Here is a 15,831-nt window from a genome sequence, read left to right as displayed (position 1 = left end):
TGCTGAATTCTCCGACATTTTTATTATCGTGAACTACTCTTAGATGTAATGAATTAACCCGCCGTTCTTTGAAAACCTGCCAACTATGCTATGGCAGTCGGGGACGATTATTGAAGATGGCATCGAATCATTCGACCTGCTGTGACTTCCTCTGTAGATAAGGACAGCCATGATGACGGTCTGTGCAGAACAACACGTCAATTTCATACACAGCGATGCAGCCAGCCTGTTGAACGACATTGAGCAACGGCTTGATCAGCTTTTACCGGTTGAAAGCGAACGTGACTTAGTGGGCGCTGCCATGCGCGACGGTGCGCTGGCACCAGGAAAGCGTATCCGTCCACTGCTGTTGTTGCTGGCAGCGCGCGATCTGGGCTGCAACGCCACGCCTGCCGGCCTGCTTGATCTCGCCTGCGCGGTAGAGATGGTGCATGCCGCATCACTGATTCTGGATGACATGCCCTGCATGGATGATGCGCAACTGCGTCGCGGACGTCCGACCATTCATTGCCAGTATGGTGAACATGTCGCGATTCTGGCCGCGGTGGCCCTGCTGAGTAAGGCATTCGGCGTGGTCGCTGCGGCAGAAGGCTTAACGGCAACCGCCAGAGCCGACGCTGTAGCAGAATTATCCCACGCAGTCGGCATGCAGGGGCTGGTGCAGGGGCAGTTTAAGGATCTCTCCGAAGGTGACAAGCCACGCAGCGCTGACGCCATTCTGATGACCAATCACTATAAAACCAGCACCCTGTTCTGCGCCTCCATGCAGATGGCTTCTATCGTGGCTGAAGCCTCAGGTGAAGCCCGCGAACAGCTGCACCGTTTTTCGCTTAATCTTGGTCAGGCTTTCCAGCTACTGGACGATCTCACTGACGGCATGGCCGACACCGGTAAAGATGCCCATCAGGATGACGGGAAATCAACGCTGGTGAATCTGCTGGGGCCACAGGCGGTTGAAACGCGACTGCGCGATCATCTGCGCTGCGCCAGCGAGCATCTGTTATCGGCCTGCCAGGACGGTTATGCCACACACCATTTTGTTCAGGCCTGGTTTGAGAAAAAACTCGCTGCCGTCAGTTAAGGATGCTGCATGAGCCACTTTGCGGTCATTGCACCGCCCTTCTATAGCCATGTGCAGGCGCTTCAGCACCTTAGCCAGGCCTTAATCGCACGCGGACACCAGATCACTTTCATCCAGCAGACGGACGTTAGCGCGCTACTCACCGATAGCCGTATCGGCTTTTTCCCGCTGGGTTTAGCCTCGCATCCGGCGGGCAGTCTGGCACACACCCTGCAACTGGCGGCGCACCCTCTCGGCCCCTCAATGCTGAAACTGATCAATGAGATGGCCCGCAGCACCGATATGCTCTGTCGTGAACTGCCCGTGGTGCTGAGCACGCTGGCGATTGATGGCGTGATCGTCGATCAGATGGAGCCTGCCGGTGCACTGGCGGCAGAAGCGCTGAACCTGCCTTATGTTTCGGTTGCCTGTGCGCTGCCACTTAACCGTGAAGCGGATTTCCCGCTGGCCGTGATGCCGTTTGACTATGCCAGGACCGATCAGGCGCGCGAACGCTATCGCACCAGTGAAAAAATCTATGACTGGCTGATGCGACGTCACGATCGGGTGATCGCCCGCAACGCTCATGCGATGGGATTAGCGCCACGGGAAAAACTGCATCACTGTTTTTCACCGCTGGCGCAGATCAGCCAGCTGATTCCGGAACTGGATTTTCCCCGCCAGGCGTTGCCCGATCATTTCCATTCGGTTGGCCCGCTGCGTACCACTGAACCGGCACCCGCCGCGTCGCAGCCTCGCTACTTCCCGCATGATGACAAACCGCGCATTTTTGCTTCCCTCGGCACGCTGCAGGGACATCGCTACGGCCTGTTTAAAACCATCGTCCGCGCCTGCCAGGAGCTCGATGCTCAGTTATTGCTGGCGCATTGCGGTCGGTTGTCACCTTTCCAGGCGGAGAAACTGGCGCAGGCCAGCCATGTTCAGGTGGTCGATTTTGCCGACCAGGCAGCTGCACTGGCTCAGGCCGATCTTGCCATTACGCACGGCGGCATGAATACGGTGCTGGATGGGATTAACCACCTGACGCCGCTGCTGACGATCCCGCTGGCCTTTGATCAGCCGGGTGTGGCTGCCAGAGTGGTCTGGCACGGTATCGGACGTCGCGCCTCACGCTTCACCACCAGCCACTCCATGGCGCGTCAGCTCCAGACCTTACTGGCTGATGAAAGCTACGTTCAGCAGATGAAAACGCTGCGTAGCGCACTTCGTCAGGCGGGCGGAACCACCCTGGCGGCGGACATTGTCGAACAGGCGATGCTGACCCGCCAGCCGGTCCTCACCAGGAGAGACTATGCCGCGGTATGATCTGATTCTGGTGGGCGCGGGACTGGCCAACGGGCTGATCGCCCTGCGCCTGAGACAGCAGCGGCCCTCCCTGCGCATTCTGCTGATTGACGCCGAACGTGAACCGGGTGCCAATCATACCTGGTCGTTTCATGCGGAAGATCTCACCGAAACGCAGCATCGCTGGATCGCTCCGCTGGTAGTACATCACTGGCCTGGCTATGAGGTCCGCTTTCCCCAACGCAGTCGTAGTCTGAACAGTGGCTATTTTTGCGTGACTTCGGAGCGCTTCGTGCAGGTCATCCGCGACAGGTTTGCGCCGGATCTGCTGCTGAATACCCGGGTTGCGGGCATCGCTTCACGCACGGTTACGCTGGACGATGGCCGGGTGCTGGAGAGTGACGCAGTGATTGATGGCCGTGGCTACCAGCCCGATGCCGCGCTGTGCATGGGCTTCCAGTCGTTTGTCGGACAGGAGTGGCAGCTCAGCGAGCCACATGGCCTGACCGCGCCGATCATCATGGATGCCACGGTAGATCAGCAGGCAGGCTATCGCTTTGTCTACAGCCTGCCCTTTTCTGCAGACACCCTGCTGATTGAAGATACCCACTACATTGATAACGCCACGCTGGAAGGCGATCGCGCCCGTCAGAATATCCGCGCCTATGCCGCGCAGCAGGGGTGGCGGTTAGACCGACTGCTACGCGAAGAGCAAGGCGCGTTACCCATTACGCTGACCGGCGACGTGGCCGCCTTCTGGCAGAAACACGATCTGCCCTGCAGCGGTTTGCGTGCCGGGTTATTCCATCCGACTACCGGCTATTCTCTGCCGCTGGCGGTCGCGCTGGCTGACCGGCTGGCGCAGATGCAGACGTTTACCTCTGAGACCCTGCACGCCACCATTCAGCAATTCGCCAGTCAGGCCTGGCAGCAACAGCGCTTCTTCCGCATGCTGAACCGTATGCTGTTTCTGGCGGGTCCGGCTGACCAGCGCTGGCAGGTTATGCAACGTTTTTACGGCCTTCCCGAAGGTCTGATCGCCCGTTTTTATGCGGGAAAACTCACTTTGCCTGATCGGCTGCGCATCTTAAGCGGCAAGCCCCCGGTCCCCGTTCTGGCGGCGTTACAGGCTATTATGACTCCTCACCGTCAACAGGCGATGCAATGAATAGAACTACAGTAATTGGCGCAGGCTTTGGTGGTCTGGCTCTGGCCATTCGCCTTCAGGCGTCAGGCGTTCCCACCCGACTGCTGGAGCAGCGTGACAAGCCGGGCGGCCGGGCTTATGTCTATCAGGATCAGGGCTTCACGTTTGATGCCGGCCCCACGGTAATCACCGATCCCAGCGCCATTGAAGAGCTGTTCACTCTGGCGGGTAAAAAGCTCTCTGACTATGTCGAGCTGATGCCGGTGAAGCCGTTTTATCGCCTCTGCTGGGAGTCCGGCAAGGTGTTCAGTTATGACAACGATCAGCCCGCGCTGGAAGCGCAGATTGCCGCATTTAATCCGCGTGACGTTGAAGGATATCGGCGCTTTCTGGCCTATTCCCGAGCGGTGTTTGCTGAAGGCTATCTGAAGCTTGGCACCGTGCCGTTTCTGTCATTCCGCGACATGCTGCGGGCCGCGCCTCAGCTGGCAAAACTTCAGGCATGGCGCAGCGTTTACAGCAAAGTGGCGAGCTACATTGAAGATGAGCATCTGCGTCAGGCCTTCTCTTTCCACTCACTGCTGGTGGGCGGAAATCCGTTTGCCACTTCCTCAATCTATACCCTGATTCATGCGCTGGAACGTGAATGGGGCGTCTGGTTCCCGCGCGGTGGCACGGGCGCGCTGGTGCAGGGCATGGTGAAACTGTTTGAAGATCTGGGCGGCGAAGTGGAGCTCAATGCCAGCGTTGCCCGGCTGGAGACCCAGGAAAACAGGATTACCGCGGTGCACCTGAAAGATGGCCGGGTCTTCCCGACCCGCGCGGTTGCCTCCAACGCAGATGTGGTTCACACCTACCGCGAACTGCTGAGCCAGCACCCCGCTTCGCAGGCGCAGGGACGGTCACTGCAGAACAAACGCATGAGTAACTCGCTGTTTGTGATCTATTTTGGCCTGAATCATCATCACGATCAGCTGGCGCACCACACGGTCTGCTTTGGTCCGCGCTATCGTGAGTTGATTGATGAAATCTTTAACAAAGATGGCCTGGCAGAGGACTTCTCGCTCTATCTGCATGCGCCCTGCGTGACCGATCCCTCACTGGCACCGGAAGGCTGCGGCAGCTACTACGTGCTGGCGCCGGTACCGCACCTCGGCACCGCTGATATCGACTGGGCCGTTGAAGGTCCGCGCCTGCGCGATCGCATTTTCGACTATCTGGAACAGCATTACATGCCGGGCCTGCGTAGCCAGTTGGTCACGCATCGCATCTTCACGCCGTTTGATTTCCGCGATGAGCTGAATGCGTATCAGGGCTCGGCCTTCTCAGTGGAGCCGATCCTGACGCAAAGCGCCTGGTTCCGGCCTCACAACCGCGATAAAAATATTAATAATCTCTATCTGGTCGGTGCTGGTACCCATCCTGGCGCGGGTATTCCAGGGGTGATTGGCTCGGCCAAGGCTACCGCAGGATTGATGCTGGAGGATCTGGCTTGAATAGTCCGTCACTGCTTGATCATGCCGTAGACACCATGGAGGTGGGATCGAAAAGCTTTGCCACCGCGTCAAAACTGTTTGATGCCAAAACCCGACGCAGCGTGCTGATGCTCTACGCCTGGTGCCGTCACTGTGATGATGTGATTGACGATCAGGTCCTGGGATTCAGCAACGATACGCCATCGCTGCAATCTGCCGAACAGCGCCTGGCGCAGCTGGAGATGAAAACGCGTCAGGCCTATGCCGGATCCCAGATGCATGAGCCCGCCTTTGCGGCCTTTCAGGAGGTGGCAATGGCGCACGATATTCTGCCTGCTTACGCTTTTGATCATCTGGCGGGCTTTGCGATGGACGTGCATGAGACACGCTATCAGACGCTGGATGATACGCTGCGTTACTGTTACCACGTCGCGGGCGTGGTTGGCCTGATGATGGCGCAGATTATGGGCGTACGCGACAACGCCACGCTGGATCGCGCCTGCGATCTCGGTCTGGCGTTTCAGCTGACCAATATTGCGCGCGATATCGTTGAAGATGCTGAAGCGGGACGCTGCTATCTGCCCGCTGCGTGGCTGGCTGAAGAGGGGCTGACCCGAGAGAATCTCGCCGATCCGCAAAATCGCAAGGCATTAAGCCGCGTCGCCCGTCGGCTGGTGGAAACGGCGGAGCCCTATTATCGATCGGCGTCGGCTGGCCTGCCGGGTTTACCGCTGCGTTCAGCGTGGGCGATTGCTACCGCGCAGCAGGTCTATCGTAAAATCGGTATGAAGGTGGTTCAGGCGGGTTCACAGGCGTGGGAGCAACGCCAGTCCACCAGCACGCCAGAGAAACTGGCACTGCTGGTGGCGGCATCGGGTCAGGCGGTTACTTCCCGGGTGGCGCGTCACGCTCCACGCTCAGCTGATCTCTGGCAGCGCCCCGTTTAACGCCATGACGTTCTCGCAGCGTCGCCTGCAGTTTTGACAGCGGCGGCGCGTAAAGAAAGCCAAACGAGACACAGCCCTCTTTGCCTCGTACCGCATGATGCATGCGGTGCGCCATGTAAAGCCTGCGTAAATAACCCCGGCGCGGAACATAGCGGAATGGCCAGCGCTGATGTACCAGGCCATCATGCACAATAAAATAGAGCAGGCCGTAGAGCGTCATACCCGCGCCGATCCACTGCAAGGGCCAGACACCCGTGCTGCCCAGATAAATGAGCAAAATCGACAGAGCGGCGAACACTACGGCATAGAGGTCATTAACCTCAAACCAGCCTTTATGCGGTTCATGATGTGACAGATGCCAGCCCCAACCCCAGCCATGCATAATGTATCTGTGCGCCAGTGCAGCCGTTATCTCCATTCCGATAACAGTGACCAGAACAATCAGGGCATTCCAAATCCACAACATAGTTTCTCCCGAACATGCATCCTGCAAAGTGGCGCAGAGGTTCAATTTTAACAGAGATTGGGGAAAACAGTGTTCAGGAGAAAAATAAGGGAACACGCTGTTGAAGCTTGAGTGAGGACCATGCTGATATTTGTGTAGGACGCAGCCTTTAAAGCAGATCGTGATTCAGCGGGGTGCGAAAAGCGTGGCGTGCCGCGGTCATTAACTGACTGGCGGTGACGGTCGTGGGTAATCGCATCAGAATTTTGCTCGCCTGCCAGTAACAGAGCAGCATGACCTCATCCTCCTCTTTTTCAGCCAGTTCATGCAGCCGGGCGCGCAGTGATAACACATCAATGGTCTGCTGCTCGTCAAGCATGTCAGAGATCGTCTGATTGATGACGTGATGGAGAGTTTTCCAGGTGAGATCGGTATGCAAAATTAACCTCTTCTAACGCTTATCAGCTCCGGGCAAACAAACAGCAGTGAAGCAGCTTAAATGGCTGCATCCTGCAAAAGATTGCACACTGCTGACAACTATAGCTGTTCGTGGGCGGCTACGCCGTGCCAGCAGTTGAAAATGCCAAAGTTGGCAATTCTAACGACTAATGGACCTGTCTGTCGCGTATTACACGCGACTCATCAGCTGATTGCTGTTTTTTGTAACAATTGCGGCTGATTCTTAACTGGCTGATGTCAGAGGGATTTGCCAGGGTAAACAGGTTTCCCGTCTCGTTAATGTTCAAGGAGTTGTCGATGAGTCAGCACGCTGATGTACTGGTATGGGGCCACGGCCCTGAGATCTTTGAAGTCTTTCTGGAACCCACCTGTCCTTTTTCGGTGCGCGCCTTCAATAAATTCGACGCGTTACTGGCGCACGCGGGTGAAGAGAACATCACCCTGAAGATCCGTCTGCAATCACAGCCGTGGCACCTCTATTCCGGGCTGATAGTGCGCTATATCCTTGCCGCTGCCTGCGAAAGCAAAGAGGCCGCGAAAAAGGTGATGCAGGCGGTAGCCGATCACCGTGAAGAGTTTGAGTTCACCGATCACTGTACCGGTCCGAACCGCGATGCCACGCCGAATCAAATCCTCGCCCGCCTGAAAGAGGTCAGCGGCGTAGATGCCAGCGCCGCGTTTGATCAGCCTGACCTGCAGAACGCCATTAAATGGCACTGCAAATATGCCCGCCAGAACGGCATTCACGTTTCACCGACCTTTATGGTAAACGGTCTGGTACAGCCCGAAATCAGCAGCGGTGACGATATAGCGCACTGGGCAAGCTTTCTGATTCGTTAATATTAGTGCGCGGCTGTGCCCGGCCGCGCCAGACTGAGTCTCTCCTTTGCGACCCCACTCACGCTCAAACTCAATATCCTGATAATTAAGCCTGTTTTCCCATGTGGAGGCCGGGTAAGCTGTACCGCTATCAGCAGCAGACGGTGGGATTAAAGCCGCTGCTGTTGTTCATCTTAACGGCACCGCTGGCCTGCATGGCGATAACCTGACGTTACGCCGGGCCCGCACGCCTAATTCATTGAGGATTTGCTGATGACGATGACGCTGCAACAACTGCAGGACAAATATCCGGGTGCCTTCACAGATGCATTTGGTGACTCCCCGGAATTAGCCAGCGAGCTCGCAACGCTGATTATTGCCGGTAAGAAAGTGGCCACCTGCGGGTCGTTGCGGAGCTGGCAGGATCAGGAAGCATTGCCTCAACCGGGCGGTTACAGCATTGTTCTCAACGGCGAACAGCAGCCCGTCTGCGTGATCCGCACCACCGGCTTGTTCCTGACGCGCTTTGATCGCGTCACGCCAGAGATGGCGATGCTGGAGGGTGAAGGCGATCTGAGCCTCGACCACTGGCGTCAGGAACATCAGCGCTACTTCGAGCGTGAAGGCTATTTTCACAGCGAAATGGAGCTGATCTTCGAGACGTTCCAGCTGGTCGAGGTGGTCTAAACCGGCACGCTACAGCGTGTTTGCCGCCACCAGCGCAAGCCGCGCAATCCCCCGCGCGGCAAGGTTCTCAGCCGCCTGGGCTGCGCGCATGCCACTGGCACACACCAGTACCACACGCTGATTGACCGGCGGTTGCCAGGCCGCTATCTGCTGCGGCAGAATTCGCACCACCCGCTCGGCCACACTGACCGGTGCCTCTTCCAGGCTGCGCAACTCCACTATGCAATCATCCTCCATCAGCATGGCCCGATCGATAAAGGGCGTGCCGGGCGCGTCAGGTTCAGGTGCGTCATCAAAACGAAACTGCCTGATATGCCAGTCAACAAAGTCACAGTGGATCATGCAGCCGAGCGGCGATGGCGCTAGTTTTAACAATACGCTCAGCGCCATCTGTGCCTGCATTGCGCCCAGCGTCGCTACCGCCGGTCCCATTACGCCTGCCGTATTGCAGTTACCCGAGGCCGTGGGCAGCTGCGGGAACAGCGCGCGATAGCCAGGCGCACCGCCACAGAATCCGCCAACATAGCCTTTGCGTCCCAGCACCGAGGCGCAGATCAGCGGCAGGCCTGCCGGATAACAGACATCGGAGAGCTGATAAGTAATAGCGAAGTTATCCGCCGCATCCACCACCAGATCGATTCCCTCCAGCGCCTGCGGCAGTTGACTGGCGCTTAGCGCGTGTGGATGCGCCTCAACGTGGCAGTCAGGATTGCGCTGCGCCAGCGCACGCTGAGCGCAAAATACTTTCTGCTGGCCCACATCGTCGACGCCAAACAGCGTCTGCCGGTGGAGGTTGTGCAGTTCAACCCGATCGCCATCGTAAAGACGGATAAATCCCACACCCGCGCCTGCCAGTAACGGCAGCAGCGTCGCACTAAGCCCGCCCGCCCCCACCACCAGCACCTTTGCCCTGCTCAGCCGCTGCTGCCCCGCTTCACCAATCTCTGGCAACATCGTCTGTCGCTGATAACGCTCCATCGCTGCTCCTTAACTGAATTGTGCCAGACCAAAAATAGGCGTAGAGGCAGACGCCATGTCGCGCTGCTCCATCAATCCCGCCTGAAACGCTTCGTGTCCGCCGTGGATCGCAGCAGCAAAGGCACCGGCCATGCGCACCGGATCGCGCGCTTTTGCCACCGCCGTGTTGAGCAGCACGCCATCAAAACCCATCTCCATCGCCTGAGCCGCCTGGCCAGGTGCGCCAATGCCCGCATCAATAATCAACGGCACATCTTTAAACCACGCACGCATAGCGCGCAGCCCCTCGATATTACGCAGCCCCTGGCCGGAGCCGATCGCCGCGCCCCAGGGCATCAGCACTTCACAGCCCGCTTCCAGCAATTTTTCGCCGACAATCAGATCTTCCGTAGTGTAGGGAAACACCTGGAACCCGTCAGCGCAGAGAATCCGTGCGGCCTCAACCAGGGCAAAAGGATCGGGCTGCAGCGTGTCGGCATGGCCAATCACCTCCAGCTTGATCCACGGTGTGTCGAACAGTTCACGCGCCATCTGCGCCGTCGTCACCGCCTCTTTCACCGTGTGGCAGCCTGCCGTATTCGGCAGAATACGTTTGTTGAGCTGTTGCAGCAGCGTGCGGAAAGCGCCGCCTTCACTGCCTTCCCGCCGCAGGCTGACGGTAATAATCTCCGCGCCTGACGCGTTGATCGCCTGATGCAGAATGTCCGGTGACGGATAACCGGCCGTGCCGAGCAGAAATCGGGATTGCGGAGTAAATTGATAGAACATGGTTAACCTCCCTGCATCGGTGACAGGATTTCGAGCTGGTTGCCCGCCTCAAGTTGCTGGCTGGCATAGCGGCTACGCGGTACAAACTCCCCGTTCAGCGCGGTGGCGACGGTCCGCGGATCGATCTGCTGCTCCGCCATAAGCTCCGCCAGCGTCGTTGCGCCGGTTTCAATCGTGCGTCCATTCAGTTCAACGCGCATGAGTTATCTCCTGAGTCAGTTGCAGCATAAGTTTTTCAGCCATGATCGGGGCCAGCAAAAAGCCGTGGCGGTACAGGCCGTTAAGTGAGAAACGGCCATTTTCGTAGCGGACTTCCGGCAGGTTCTGCCGGTAAGCAGGACGCAGACCGGTGCCGCTCTCCACGATCCGCGCTTCGGCAAGCGCCGGATGCAGGCTGTAAGCGGCGCTGAGCAATTCCATCATCGCCCGGGAGCTGATCGGGCTGCTGTCGTGGCTTTCCACCATGGTGGCTCCCAGCATGAAGTGGCCCCCGGCACGCGGCACCAGATAGCAGGGAAAGCGCGGGTGCAGCAGCCGGACAGGACGGGAGAGTTGTACGTCGGATGTGTGCAGGATCACCATTTCGCCCCGCACGGCGCGCAGGGCGGGCTGCCGATCGGTGGCGTGGATGCCACGGCAGTCGATGATTTTGCCGCCGGGTTTTCCACTGTGAAAGGGGACGCCAGCCTGTTGCAGTTTGTCGCGCAGTTGCTGCAAGGCGCGGCGCGGATCGAGATGCGCCTCTGCGGCGAAAAACAGGCCGCGGGCAAAGCGGTTTTCCAGCGCGGGTTCGATGTCACCGGGAGAGACCCACTGATGCTGCTGCGTCATGCTGGCGAAGCGCGTCAGTTCACGGCTGTCACGCGGCGGAGCAACCACCAGCGTGCCCTGCTGTTCCACGCCATCAACGCGTTTCGCCCACCAGCTGGCCGCGTGCTGGCCCCATTCGATCACCTGTGGCGGTGCGCTTTCTGCTTCACACCAGGGCGCGAGCATGCCGCCCGCCCAGTGCGAGGCCGCACGGCAGTCAGGCTGGGTAATAACTTCGACCGTTTCTCCCCGCTCCAGCAGCAGCGTGGCGACACAAAGCCCGGCAACGCCGCTGCCGAGCACCGACCAGCGGCTCATGGTGTCCACCGGACAGGAAAAGAAAGATTCAGGATGAGATTTTTCAATTTGGCCTCGTTATCCGTTAACGAAGACCCGTGATACAGAGGGAAAAGGCAGGAACGTTGCGAATGCGCCCCTGCGGCAAGTATCTGATGAGATACCCGTCTTCCTACGCCAGTATCAACTGGGTCAGGTTCTAAGGGTCGCTAAGCCGCGCGGTGCGCTATTAGCCTCTCAGTCTCTCTGGCGAGACTCCCCTGACGGGTTTAGTTGTAAGTTAAGCAGACAGCTTCGTCAAGCAGACTGCATGGAACCGGGTCAGAAAATCGGACTTAACCGGCAGAACCGAAATGCCAGTCAGTTGCGGTTGCCAGCGTCAAAAAGGGGCCCGCCAGCGTCTGGTTGTGATGCGCAATAATCTTCTCCGCAGAGAGGTGGGGATTATCGACGGTGGTGTGCGCATCGGAAATCAGTACGACGTTAAAACCCAGCTCCGGGGCTGCCCGACAGGTAGTATCAATACAGAACTCCGTTTTCATCCCCGCAATCACCAGTTGCTTAATGCCCTTTTGCCTCAGCTGAAGCTGCAGGCCAGTATCCCTGAAACAGCTGGGATATCTTTTGGTGAAGACGACATCACTCTGCGGGTTAACCTGCAATTCCGGGATCAGGCGCGTCAGCGGGCTTTGCTCGTTAAAAGGGGAATCATCCGGGCCGATATGGCGTGCGAAAAAGAGGGGGACGGCAGAAGCCCGGGCTTTAGTAATGAGAAGTGAGATGTTCGACAAGATCGAATTTGCGGCGAAGGGAGCCTCCGGACCATTAAAAAGGCCCTGCTGCATGTCGATAATTAAAAGTGCACTTTCAGATGTAACCATGACCTGTCTCCATTCAGTTTTAAGAACGGAGAACAGCTCCCCGTCCGGTTCGGCGGGGAGTGAGAATCTGTTGTGTCAGGTGCCAGTCACAGAGTCGCTCACGCCGCCGCCAGAGGCGGTGGTGGTGATGACGGTTGTGAAAGACTGAACTGACATAAACATTTTCTGACCCTGAGTTAATGTGTTCGGTGAAATCACCATCAGAAGGATGGCGCTGACATCTACATTACCCTGTACGCCGTCGCTTTTAAAGCGCCTGCAGCGATTGGGTTACCGCATCGGTTATTTCACGAATGCGCGGTTCGGCACGGCGATAGTAAGTCCATTTCCCGACTTTGCTGGCTTCAACCAGCCCCGCATTGTGAAGTGCTTTCAGGCATAACGAGGTGGCGGGCTGTGATAAGCCCGCCTTGTCCTGTATGAGGCTGGCACAGACGCCATACTGATCGAAGGGATAGAGCTGGGTATAGCCCGCAAACGCTTCGTCAGGATTTTTAAGCCACTTCAGCACTGCCACTCTGGTCGGGTTGGACAGTAACTTCAGGGCATTTTCGGGGGACATGCCGCCTCACAGAATATCAGGATGGGTAAAATGGATAGTCAGTATAGCCTTTCTCACTGCCGCCATACAGGGAGGCGTGATCGACCTCATTCAGCGGATATCCTGATTTAATCCGCGCGGGCAGATCGGGATTAGCGATAAATGAGCGGCCAAAACCAAACAGATCGCCCCAGCCTTTTTCCAGCACATGCTGCGCTTTTTCAGCCGTGTAGCGACCCGAATAGATGATCGGAGAGCGGAATGTTTCCCGCAGCGCGACACGGAAGCTCTCTGGCATCTCCGGGCTGTTGTCCCAGTCGGCTTCAGCAATGGAGAGATAGCCAACTTCCAGCTCGTTCAGCAGTGCTGCTGCGCGGATGTAGGTCGCGTGTGGATCACTTTCAACCAGACCGAGATAGACGCGCTCTTCGTCGGTACTGGTAAACAGAGGCGCAAATCTGACGCCAACGCGGTGGCTGCCAAATACCGAGCTGACCGCCTCAACGACTTCTCGCAGGAAGCGCAGACGATTCTCAGCAGATCCGCCATATTCATCCGTACGGAAGTTGGTGTGCTCAGAAATAAACTGGTTAATCAGATAACCGTTGGCGGAATGCAGTTCCACACCGTCGAAACCGGCAGCTTTGGCATTCTCCGCCGCGCGTCGGTAAAGCTCTACGATCTCTTTAACTTCCGATGTAGTCAGTGCGCGTGGCTCGCTGGGTGCGGTCAATATGCCGGCGCCAGGCCCGGTTTCAATAAATACCCGGACGTTATCGGCTGCGATGGCTGAAGGGGCAACGGGTGCCTGCTTGCCCGGCTGCAGTTCATTATGCGACACGCGGCCAACATGCCAGAGCTGGCAGAAAATCGTGGCCCCTTGCTGATGTACTGCCTCTGTAACCTTTTTCCAGCCGGCGATCTGCGCTTCGCTGTGGATCCCCGGCGTCCATGCATAGCCCTGCCCGCGAGGCTCAATCTGGGTGCCTTCGGTGATCATCAGCCCCGCGCTGGAACGCTGGCGGTAGTACTCCACCATCATCTCGCCGGGAATGTTGCCCGGTTGTTCACTGCGGCAGCGCGTCAGTGGCGGCAGTACAATGCGGTTACGAAGCTGAAGGTCGCCCAGACTCAAGGGGGTAAAAAGTGACGGCATGACAAAAAATCCTCTGATGTGTGAAGAGGCGACATTATATTTACACATTTAAATTTGTAAATGTGTAATCTGTGCTTTTTGTCCAGGGCGGTATCGGTGGTTTCTGGCAGAGGGTCACTATCAGGGTGGAGTGCTGACAGCGCGTGGGATTAACAGTCTCTCAGCGCAGCGCCTGACTGCGTAAAGTCAGGAGGTGATCCTGCAGACGCCGCTTTCAGGCAAATTGCTTCGCCGGGACGGAGGTGCTGCCTGCAGGATCATAAGAACATTAAGAAGCGTATTTTTCAGTGAACGCCTGCCACTGCTGGCGATAAACCTCCAGTTGACTGAGTGCGCCATCAATCGAGGGCTGTGCTTTGTTGTCAGGATTCGGCGTGGCACGAATCAAATCGGCAAAGGTGCTGAAGACAGAGTCCATATCACGGCCCGACTTCATGGCTTCCATCATCCCGGCCAGCTCCACCTGTGGCCGTGCGGTTGCGCTCTTAACCTGGCTTAGATAGTCACGTGCGCTCTCCTGCATGTCGCGTGTTCCATGACGTATGGCTAACGCCAGCGTATCCTGTGCTCCCAGCAACGTCTGACGTTCACGAATGGCGACTTTGACGCTTATCATCTCATCAGCAATGTCATTCGCCTGCTTCTGGTTATCGCCGGAGACATATTTTTCAATCAGTTTATGGAGCTTAGACTGCGTCAGGGTCAGCGCCATGGCTTCCGAGGTATCCGAATTATCGTACTGATTACGGCCCACCTGGCCTTCAGCCAGCACCTCATGGAGTGCAGCGGCAAACTCATCCATAGCGGTCTGCGTATTGGCAGCCGTCATACTCAGAAGCGGAGTAAATGTTCTGGCGTCCCAGCTGGTGTAGGGATCGTTGAATAACGCATATCCGAGGTTAACGGACGGTCCCTGACCGGATGACTTTGTCTTTGCCAGTTCCTCTGAATTTTTGGCCTGCTGCTCTGCCGTAATGGGCTCAGCGATAGCCTGCACCAGGCGCGCTCTTGCCTCGGGCGAGATCACCACCACACTGGCAGGTAATTCTTTTCCGGTAATAGTTTCTTTAGTCGTGTTCTCAGATCTGTTTGTTACGGTGAGCGTGGCTAAATATCCTCTTGCCACCTCTGTTGTCACGCCATTGATTAACCCCATAATGCCCTCTACGGTTTGATTGGTTGAACAATTTATCGGCAAAATGTAACCAATCTTTACCGAAATCTTATTGCTGCCTGGGTTAAGACGTCTCAGGGCAAGTCTGGCTATCATCGCCGCTGCGGCCTGACTTTGATCCAGAAAAGGTTCAGAATCCCCAGGCTGACCAGCCAACGGCTCCCGGCAGCGTTTAAGACTTTGCGGGGTGCACAGGAAAGTTTCAGAGCAGTACGCATTTATCCATTTTCAGACAGGGTTAATTCAGAGGAAACGTTGTGAATAGTGCACTTCCATTAGACGCGCTTGGGCCACGCATTTGTATTATGGGTCCATCGAACAGCGGAAAATCGACCTTAGCTGAGGCCATTGCTCGCAAAACAGATCTACCAGCAGTTCATCTGGATCAGCTTCACCATATTCCGGACAGTCAATGGGTGCCCAGAGCACCGGCAGAATTTCTTCGTTTGCATGCTGAGGCGGTGAGTCAGGAAAGATGGGTGATGGAGGGTAATTACACCAAATGCATTGAAGAACGATTCGCGCGTGCCACAGGCTTAATTCTGCTGGATGTAAAAGTGACAGTGGCACTGCTGCGGTACATTCGCAGATGTTACTCATCCACGCCGCGTATTGGCGGTCTGGGGATGGGCAGAGAGCATATGAACCTGGAGATGCTGAAATATATTCTCCGTACTGCCCCGCAGAATCGAAAGCGCCATAAAAAGCTTTACGACCAGGTCAGACTGCCAAAACTTCTACTTCCTTCTCCCCGCGATGTTAAAGCCTGTTCTGACTACTGGGGATTACAGCTAACGAATAATATTCGATGAATGCAGGCTGCAGGAATAACGTCTGTTTTCCGTTAATGGGGTCGCTTTGACTCAGTGACTTTTTGAATAA

18 protein-coding genes and 1 riboswitch are annotated in these 15,831 nt (G+C 56.8%); of the genes, 8 read left to right on the top strand and 10 right to left on the bottom strand.

The annotated features are described in order from the left end of the window. Positions 1 to 172: 172 nt before the first annotated feature. The 5 genes from PAG01S_RS14085 to crtB are packed head-to-tail and all read left to right on the top strand — an operon-like array spanning position 173 to position 5,934. Positions 173 to 1,081 (top strand): polyprenyl synthetase family protein, encoded by a 909-nt coding sequence (locus PAG01S_RS14085; RefSeq protein ID WP_010247444.1) that lies wholly within the window; start codon positions 173 to 175, stop codon positions 1,079 to 1,081. Between the two features lie 9 nt (positions 1,082 to 1,090). Beyond that, entirely contained in the window at positions 1,091 to 2,386 is a 1,296-nt protein-coding gene (locus PAG01S_RS14080) for a glycosyltransferase (protein WP_062759154.1), read from the top strand. Beyond that, complete coding sequence (crtY, locus tag PAG01S_RS14075) at positions 2,373 to 3,533, top strand: lycopene beta-cyclase CrtY (RefSeq protein WP_062759152.1); 1,161 nt, start codon at positions 2,373 to 2,375, stop codon at positions 3,531 to 3,533. The genes PAG01S_RS14080 and crtY overlap by 14 nt, the downstream gene beginning before the upstream one ends. Beyond that, positions 3,530 to 5,008, top strand: coding sequence for a phytoene desaturase (locus PAG01S_RS14070; RefSeq protein WP_010670728.1), 1,479 nt, complete (start codon positions 3,530 to 3,532; stop codon positions 5,006 to 5,008). The genes crtY and PAG01S_RS14070 overlap by 4 nt, the downstream gene beginning before the upstream one ends. Next, positions 5,005 to 5,934: a 15-cis-phytoene synthase CrtB gene (gene crtB, locus PAG01S_RS14065; protein WP_033773805.1), complete on the top strand. Its 930-nt coding sequence runs from the start codon at positions 5,005 to 5,007 to the stop codon at positions 5,932 to 5,934. Before PAG01S_RS14070 ends, crtB begins: the two co-directional genes overlap by 4 nt. Here the strand turns inward: crtB and PAG01S_RS14060 are convergent. Further along, positions 5,873 to 6,400, bottom strand: a complete 528-nt coding sequence (locus PAG01S_RS14060) for a sterol desaturase family protein (RefSeq protein ID WP_062759150.1) — start codon at positions 6,398 to 6,400, stop codon at positions 5,873 to 5,875. The genes crtB and PAG01S_RS14060 overlap by 62 nt on opposite strands. A 148-nt stretch (positions 6,401 to 6,548) precedes the next feature. Beyond that, positions 6,549 to 6,818: a hypothetical protein gene (locus tag PAG01S_RS14055; RefSeq protein WP_010247470.1), complete on the bottom strand. Its 270-nt coding sequence runs from the start codon at positions 6,816 to 6,818 to the stop codon at positions 6,549 to 6,551. 317 nt (positions 6,819 to 7,135) lie between these two features. On the opposite strand from PAG01S_RS14055, the gene PAG01S_RS14050 reads away from it, so the two are divergent. Together PAG01S_RS14050 and PAG01S_RS14045 are read left to right on the top strand one after the other, a co-directional pair. Further along, positions 7,136 to 7,678: a DsbA family protein gene (locus PAG01S_RS14050; RefSeq protein ID WP_010247473.1), complete on the top strand. Its 543-nt coding sequence runs from the start codon at positions 7,136 to 7,138 to the stop codon at positions 7,676 to 7,678. Positions 7,679 to 7,930: 252 nt separating this feature from the next. Then, positions 7,931 to 8,344: an ASCH domain-containing protein gene (locus PAG01S_RS14045; protein WP_010247476.1), complete on the top strand. Its 414-nt coding sequence runs from the start codon at positions 7,931 to 7,933 to the stop codon at positions 8,342 to 8,344. 9 nt (positions 8,345 to 8,353) lie between these two features. Here PAG01S_RS14045 and PAG01S_RS14040 read toward each other — a convergent pair whose 3' ends face one another. The 8 genes from PAG01S_RS14040 to PAG01S_RS14005 form a co-directional block, all read right to left on the bottom strand. After that, positions 8,354 to 9,322, bottom strand: a complete 969-nt coding sequence (locus PAG01S_RS14040; protein ID WP_062759148.1) for a HesA/MoeB/ThiF family protein — start codon at positions 9,320 to 9,322, stop codon at positions 8,354 to 8,356. Positions 9,323 to 9,331: 9 nt separating this feature from the next. Continuing rightward, positions 9,332 to 10,090 (bottom strand): thiazole synthase, encoded by a 759-nt coding sequence (locus PAG01S_RS14035; protein ID WP_062759146.1) that lies wholly within the window; start codon positions 10,088 to 10,090, stop codon positions 9,332 to 9,334. A gap of 2 nt (positions 10,091 to 10,092) precedes the next feature. After that, the gene (gene thiS / locus PAG01S_RS14030; protein ID WP_010247485.1) at positions 10,093 to 10,290 is read right to left on the bottom strand and encodes a sulfur carrier protein ThiS; all 198 of its coding nucleotides are present in this window, start codon (positions 10,288 to 10,290) and stop codon (positions 10,093 to 10,095) included. Then, positions 10,280 to 11,218 (bottom strand): FAD-dependent oxidoreductase, encoded by a 939-nt coding sequence (locus PAG01S_RS14025; protein WP_062759144.1) that lies wholly within the window; start codon positions 11,216 to 11,218, stop codon positions 10,280 to 10,282. Before PAG01S_RS14025 ends, thiS begins: the two co-directional genes overlap by 11 nt. Positions 11,219 to 11,349: 131 nt before the next feature. Beyond that, positions 11,350 to 11,469: riboswitch (TPP riboswitch) on the bottom strand. A 63-nt stretch (positions 11,470 to 11,532) separates the two neighbouring features. After that, on the bottom strand, positions 11,533 to 12,078 hold the full coding sequence (locus tag PAG01S_RS14020; RefSeq protein ID WP_061703397.1) for a cysteine hydrolase family protein: 546 nt from the start codon (positions 12,076 to 12,078) through the stop codon (positions 11,533 to 11,535). A gap of 247 nt (positions 12,079 to 12,325) precedes the next feature. Further along, positions 12,326 to 12,640 carry an ArsR/SmtB family transcription factor gene (locus tag PAG01S_RS14015; protein WP_010247494.1) on the bottom strand — a complete coding sequence of 105 codons (315 nt, stop codon included), beginning with the start codon at positions 12,638 to 12,640 and terminating at the stop codon, positions 12,326 to 12,328. Positions 12,641 to 12,656: 16 nt separating this feature from the next. Next, entirely contained in the window at positions 12,657 to 13,775 is a 1,119-nt protein-coding gene (locus tag PAG01S_RS14010; protein ID WP_062759142.1) for an alkene reductase, read from the bottom strand. A 268-nt stretch (positions 13,776 to 14,043) separates the two neighbouring features. Further along, positions 14,044 to 14,931 carry a hypothetical protein gene (locus PAG01S_RS14005; protein ID WP_235528031.1) on the bottom strand — a complete coding sequence of 296 codons (888 nt, stop codon included), beginning with the start codon at positions 14,929 to 14,931 and terminating at the stop codon, positions 14,044 to 14,046. A gap of 275 nt (positions 14,932 to 15,206) precedes the next feature. Here PAG01S_RS14005 and PAG01S_RS22650 point away from each other — a divergent pair, with 275 nt between their 5' ends. Beyond that, entirely contained in the window at positions 15,207 to 15,761 is a 555-nt protein-coding gene (locus PAG01S_RS22650) for a P-loop NTPase family protein (protein ID WP_245006277.1), read from the top strand. Positions 15,762 to 15,831 lie beyond the last annotated feature (70 nt).

This window comes from Pantoea agglomerans NBRC 102470 (assembly GCF_001598475.1).
Classification (GTDB): domain Bacteria; phylum Pseudomonadota; class Gammaproteobacteria; order Enterobacterales; family Enterobacteriaceae; genus Pantoea; species Pantoea agglomerans.
This window is presented reverse-complemented; position numbering and strand designations above follow the sequence as displayed.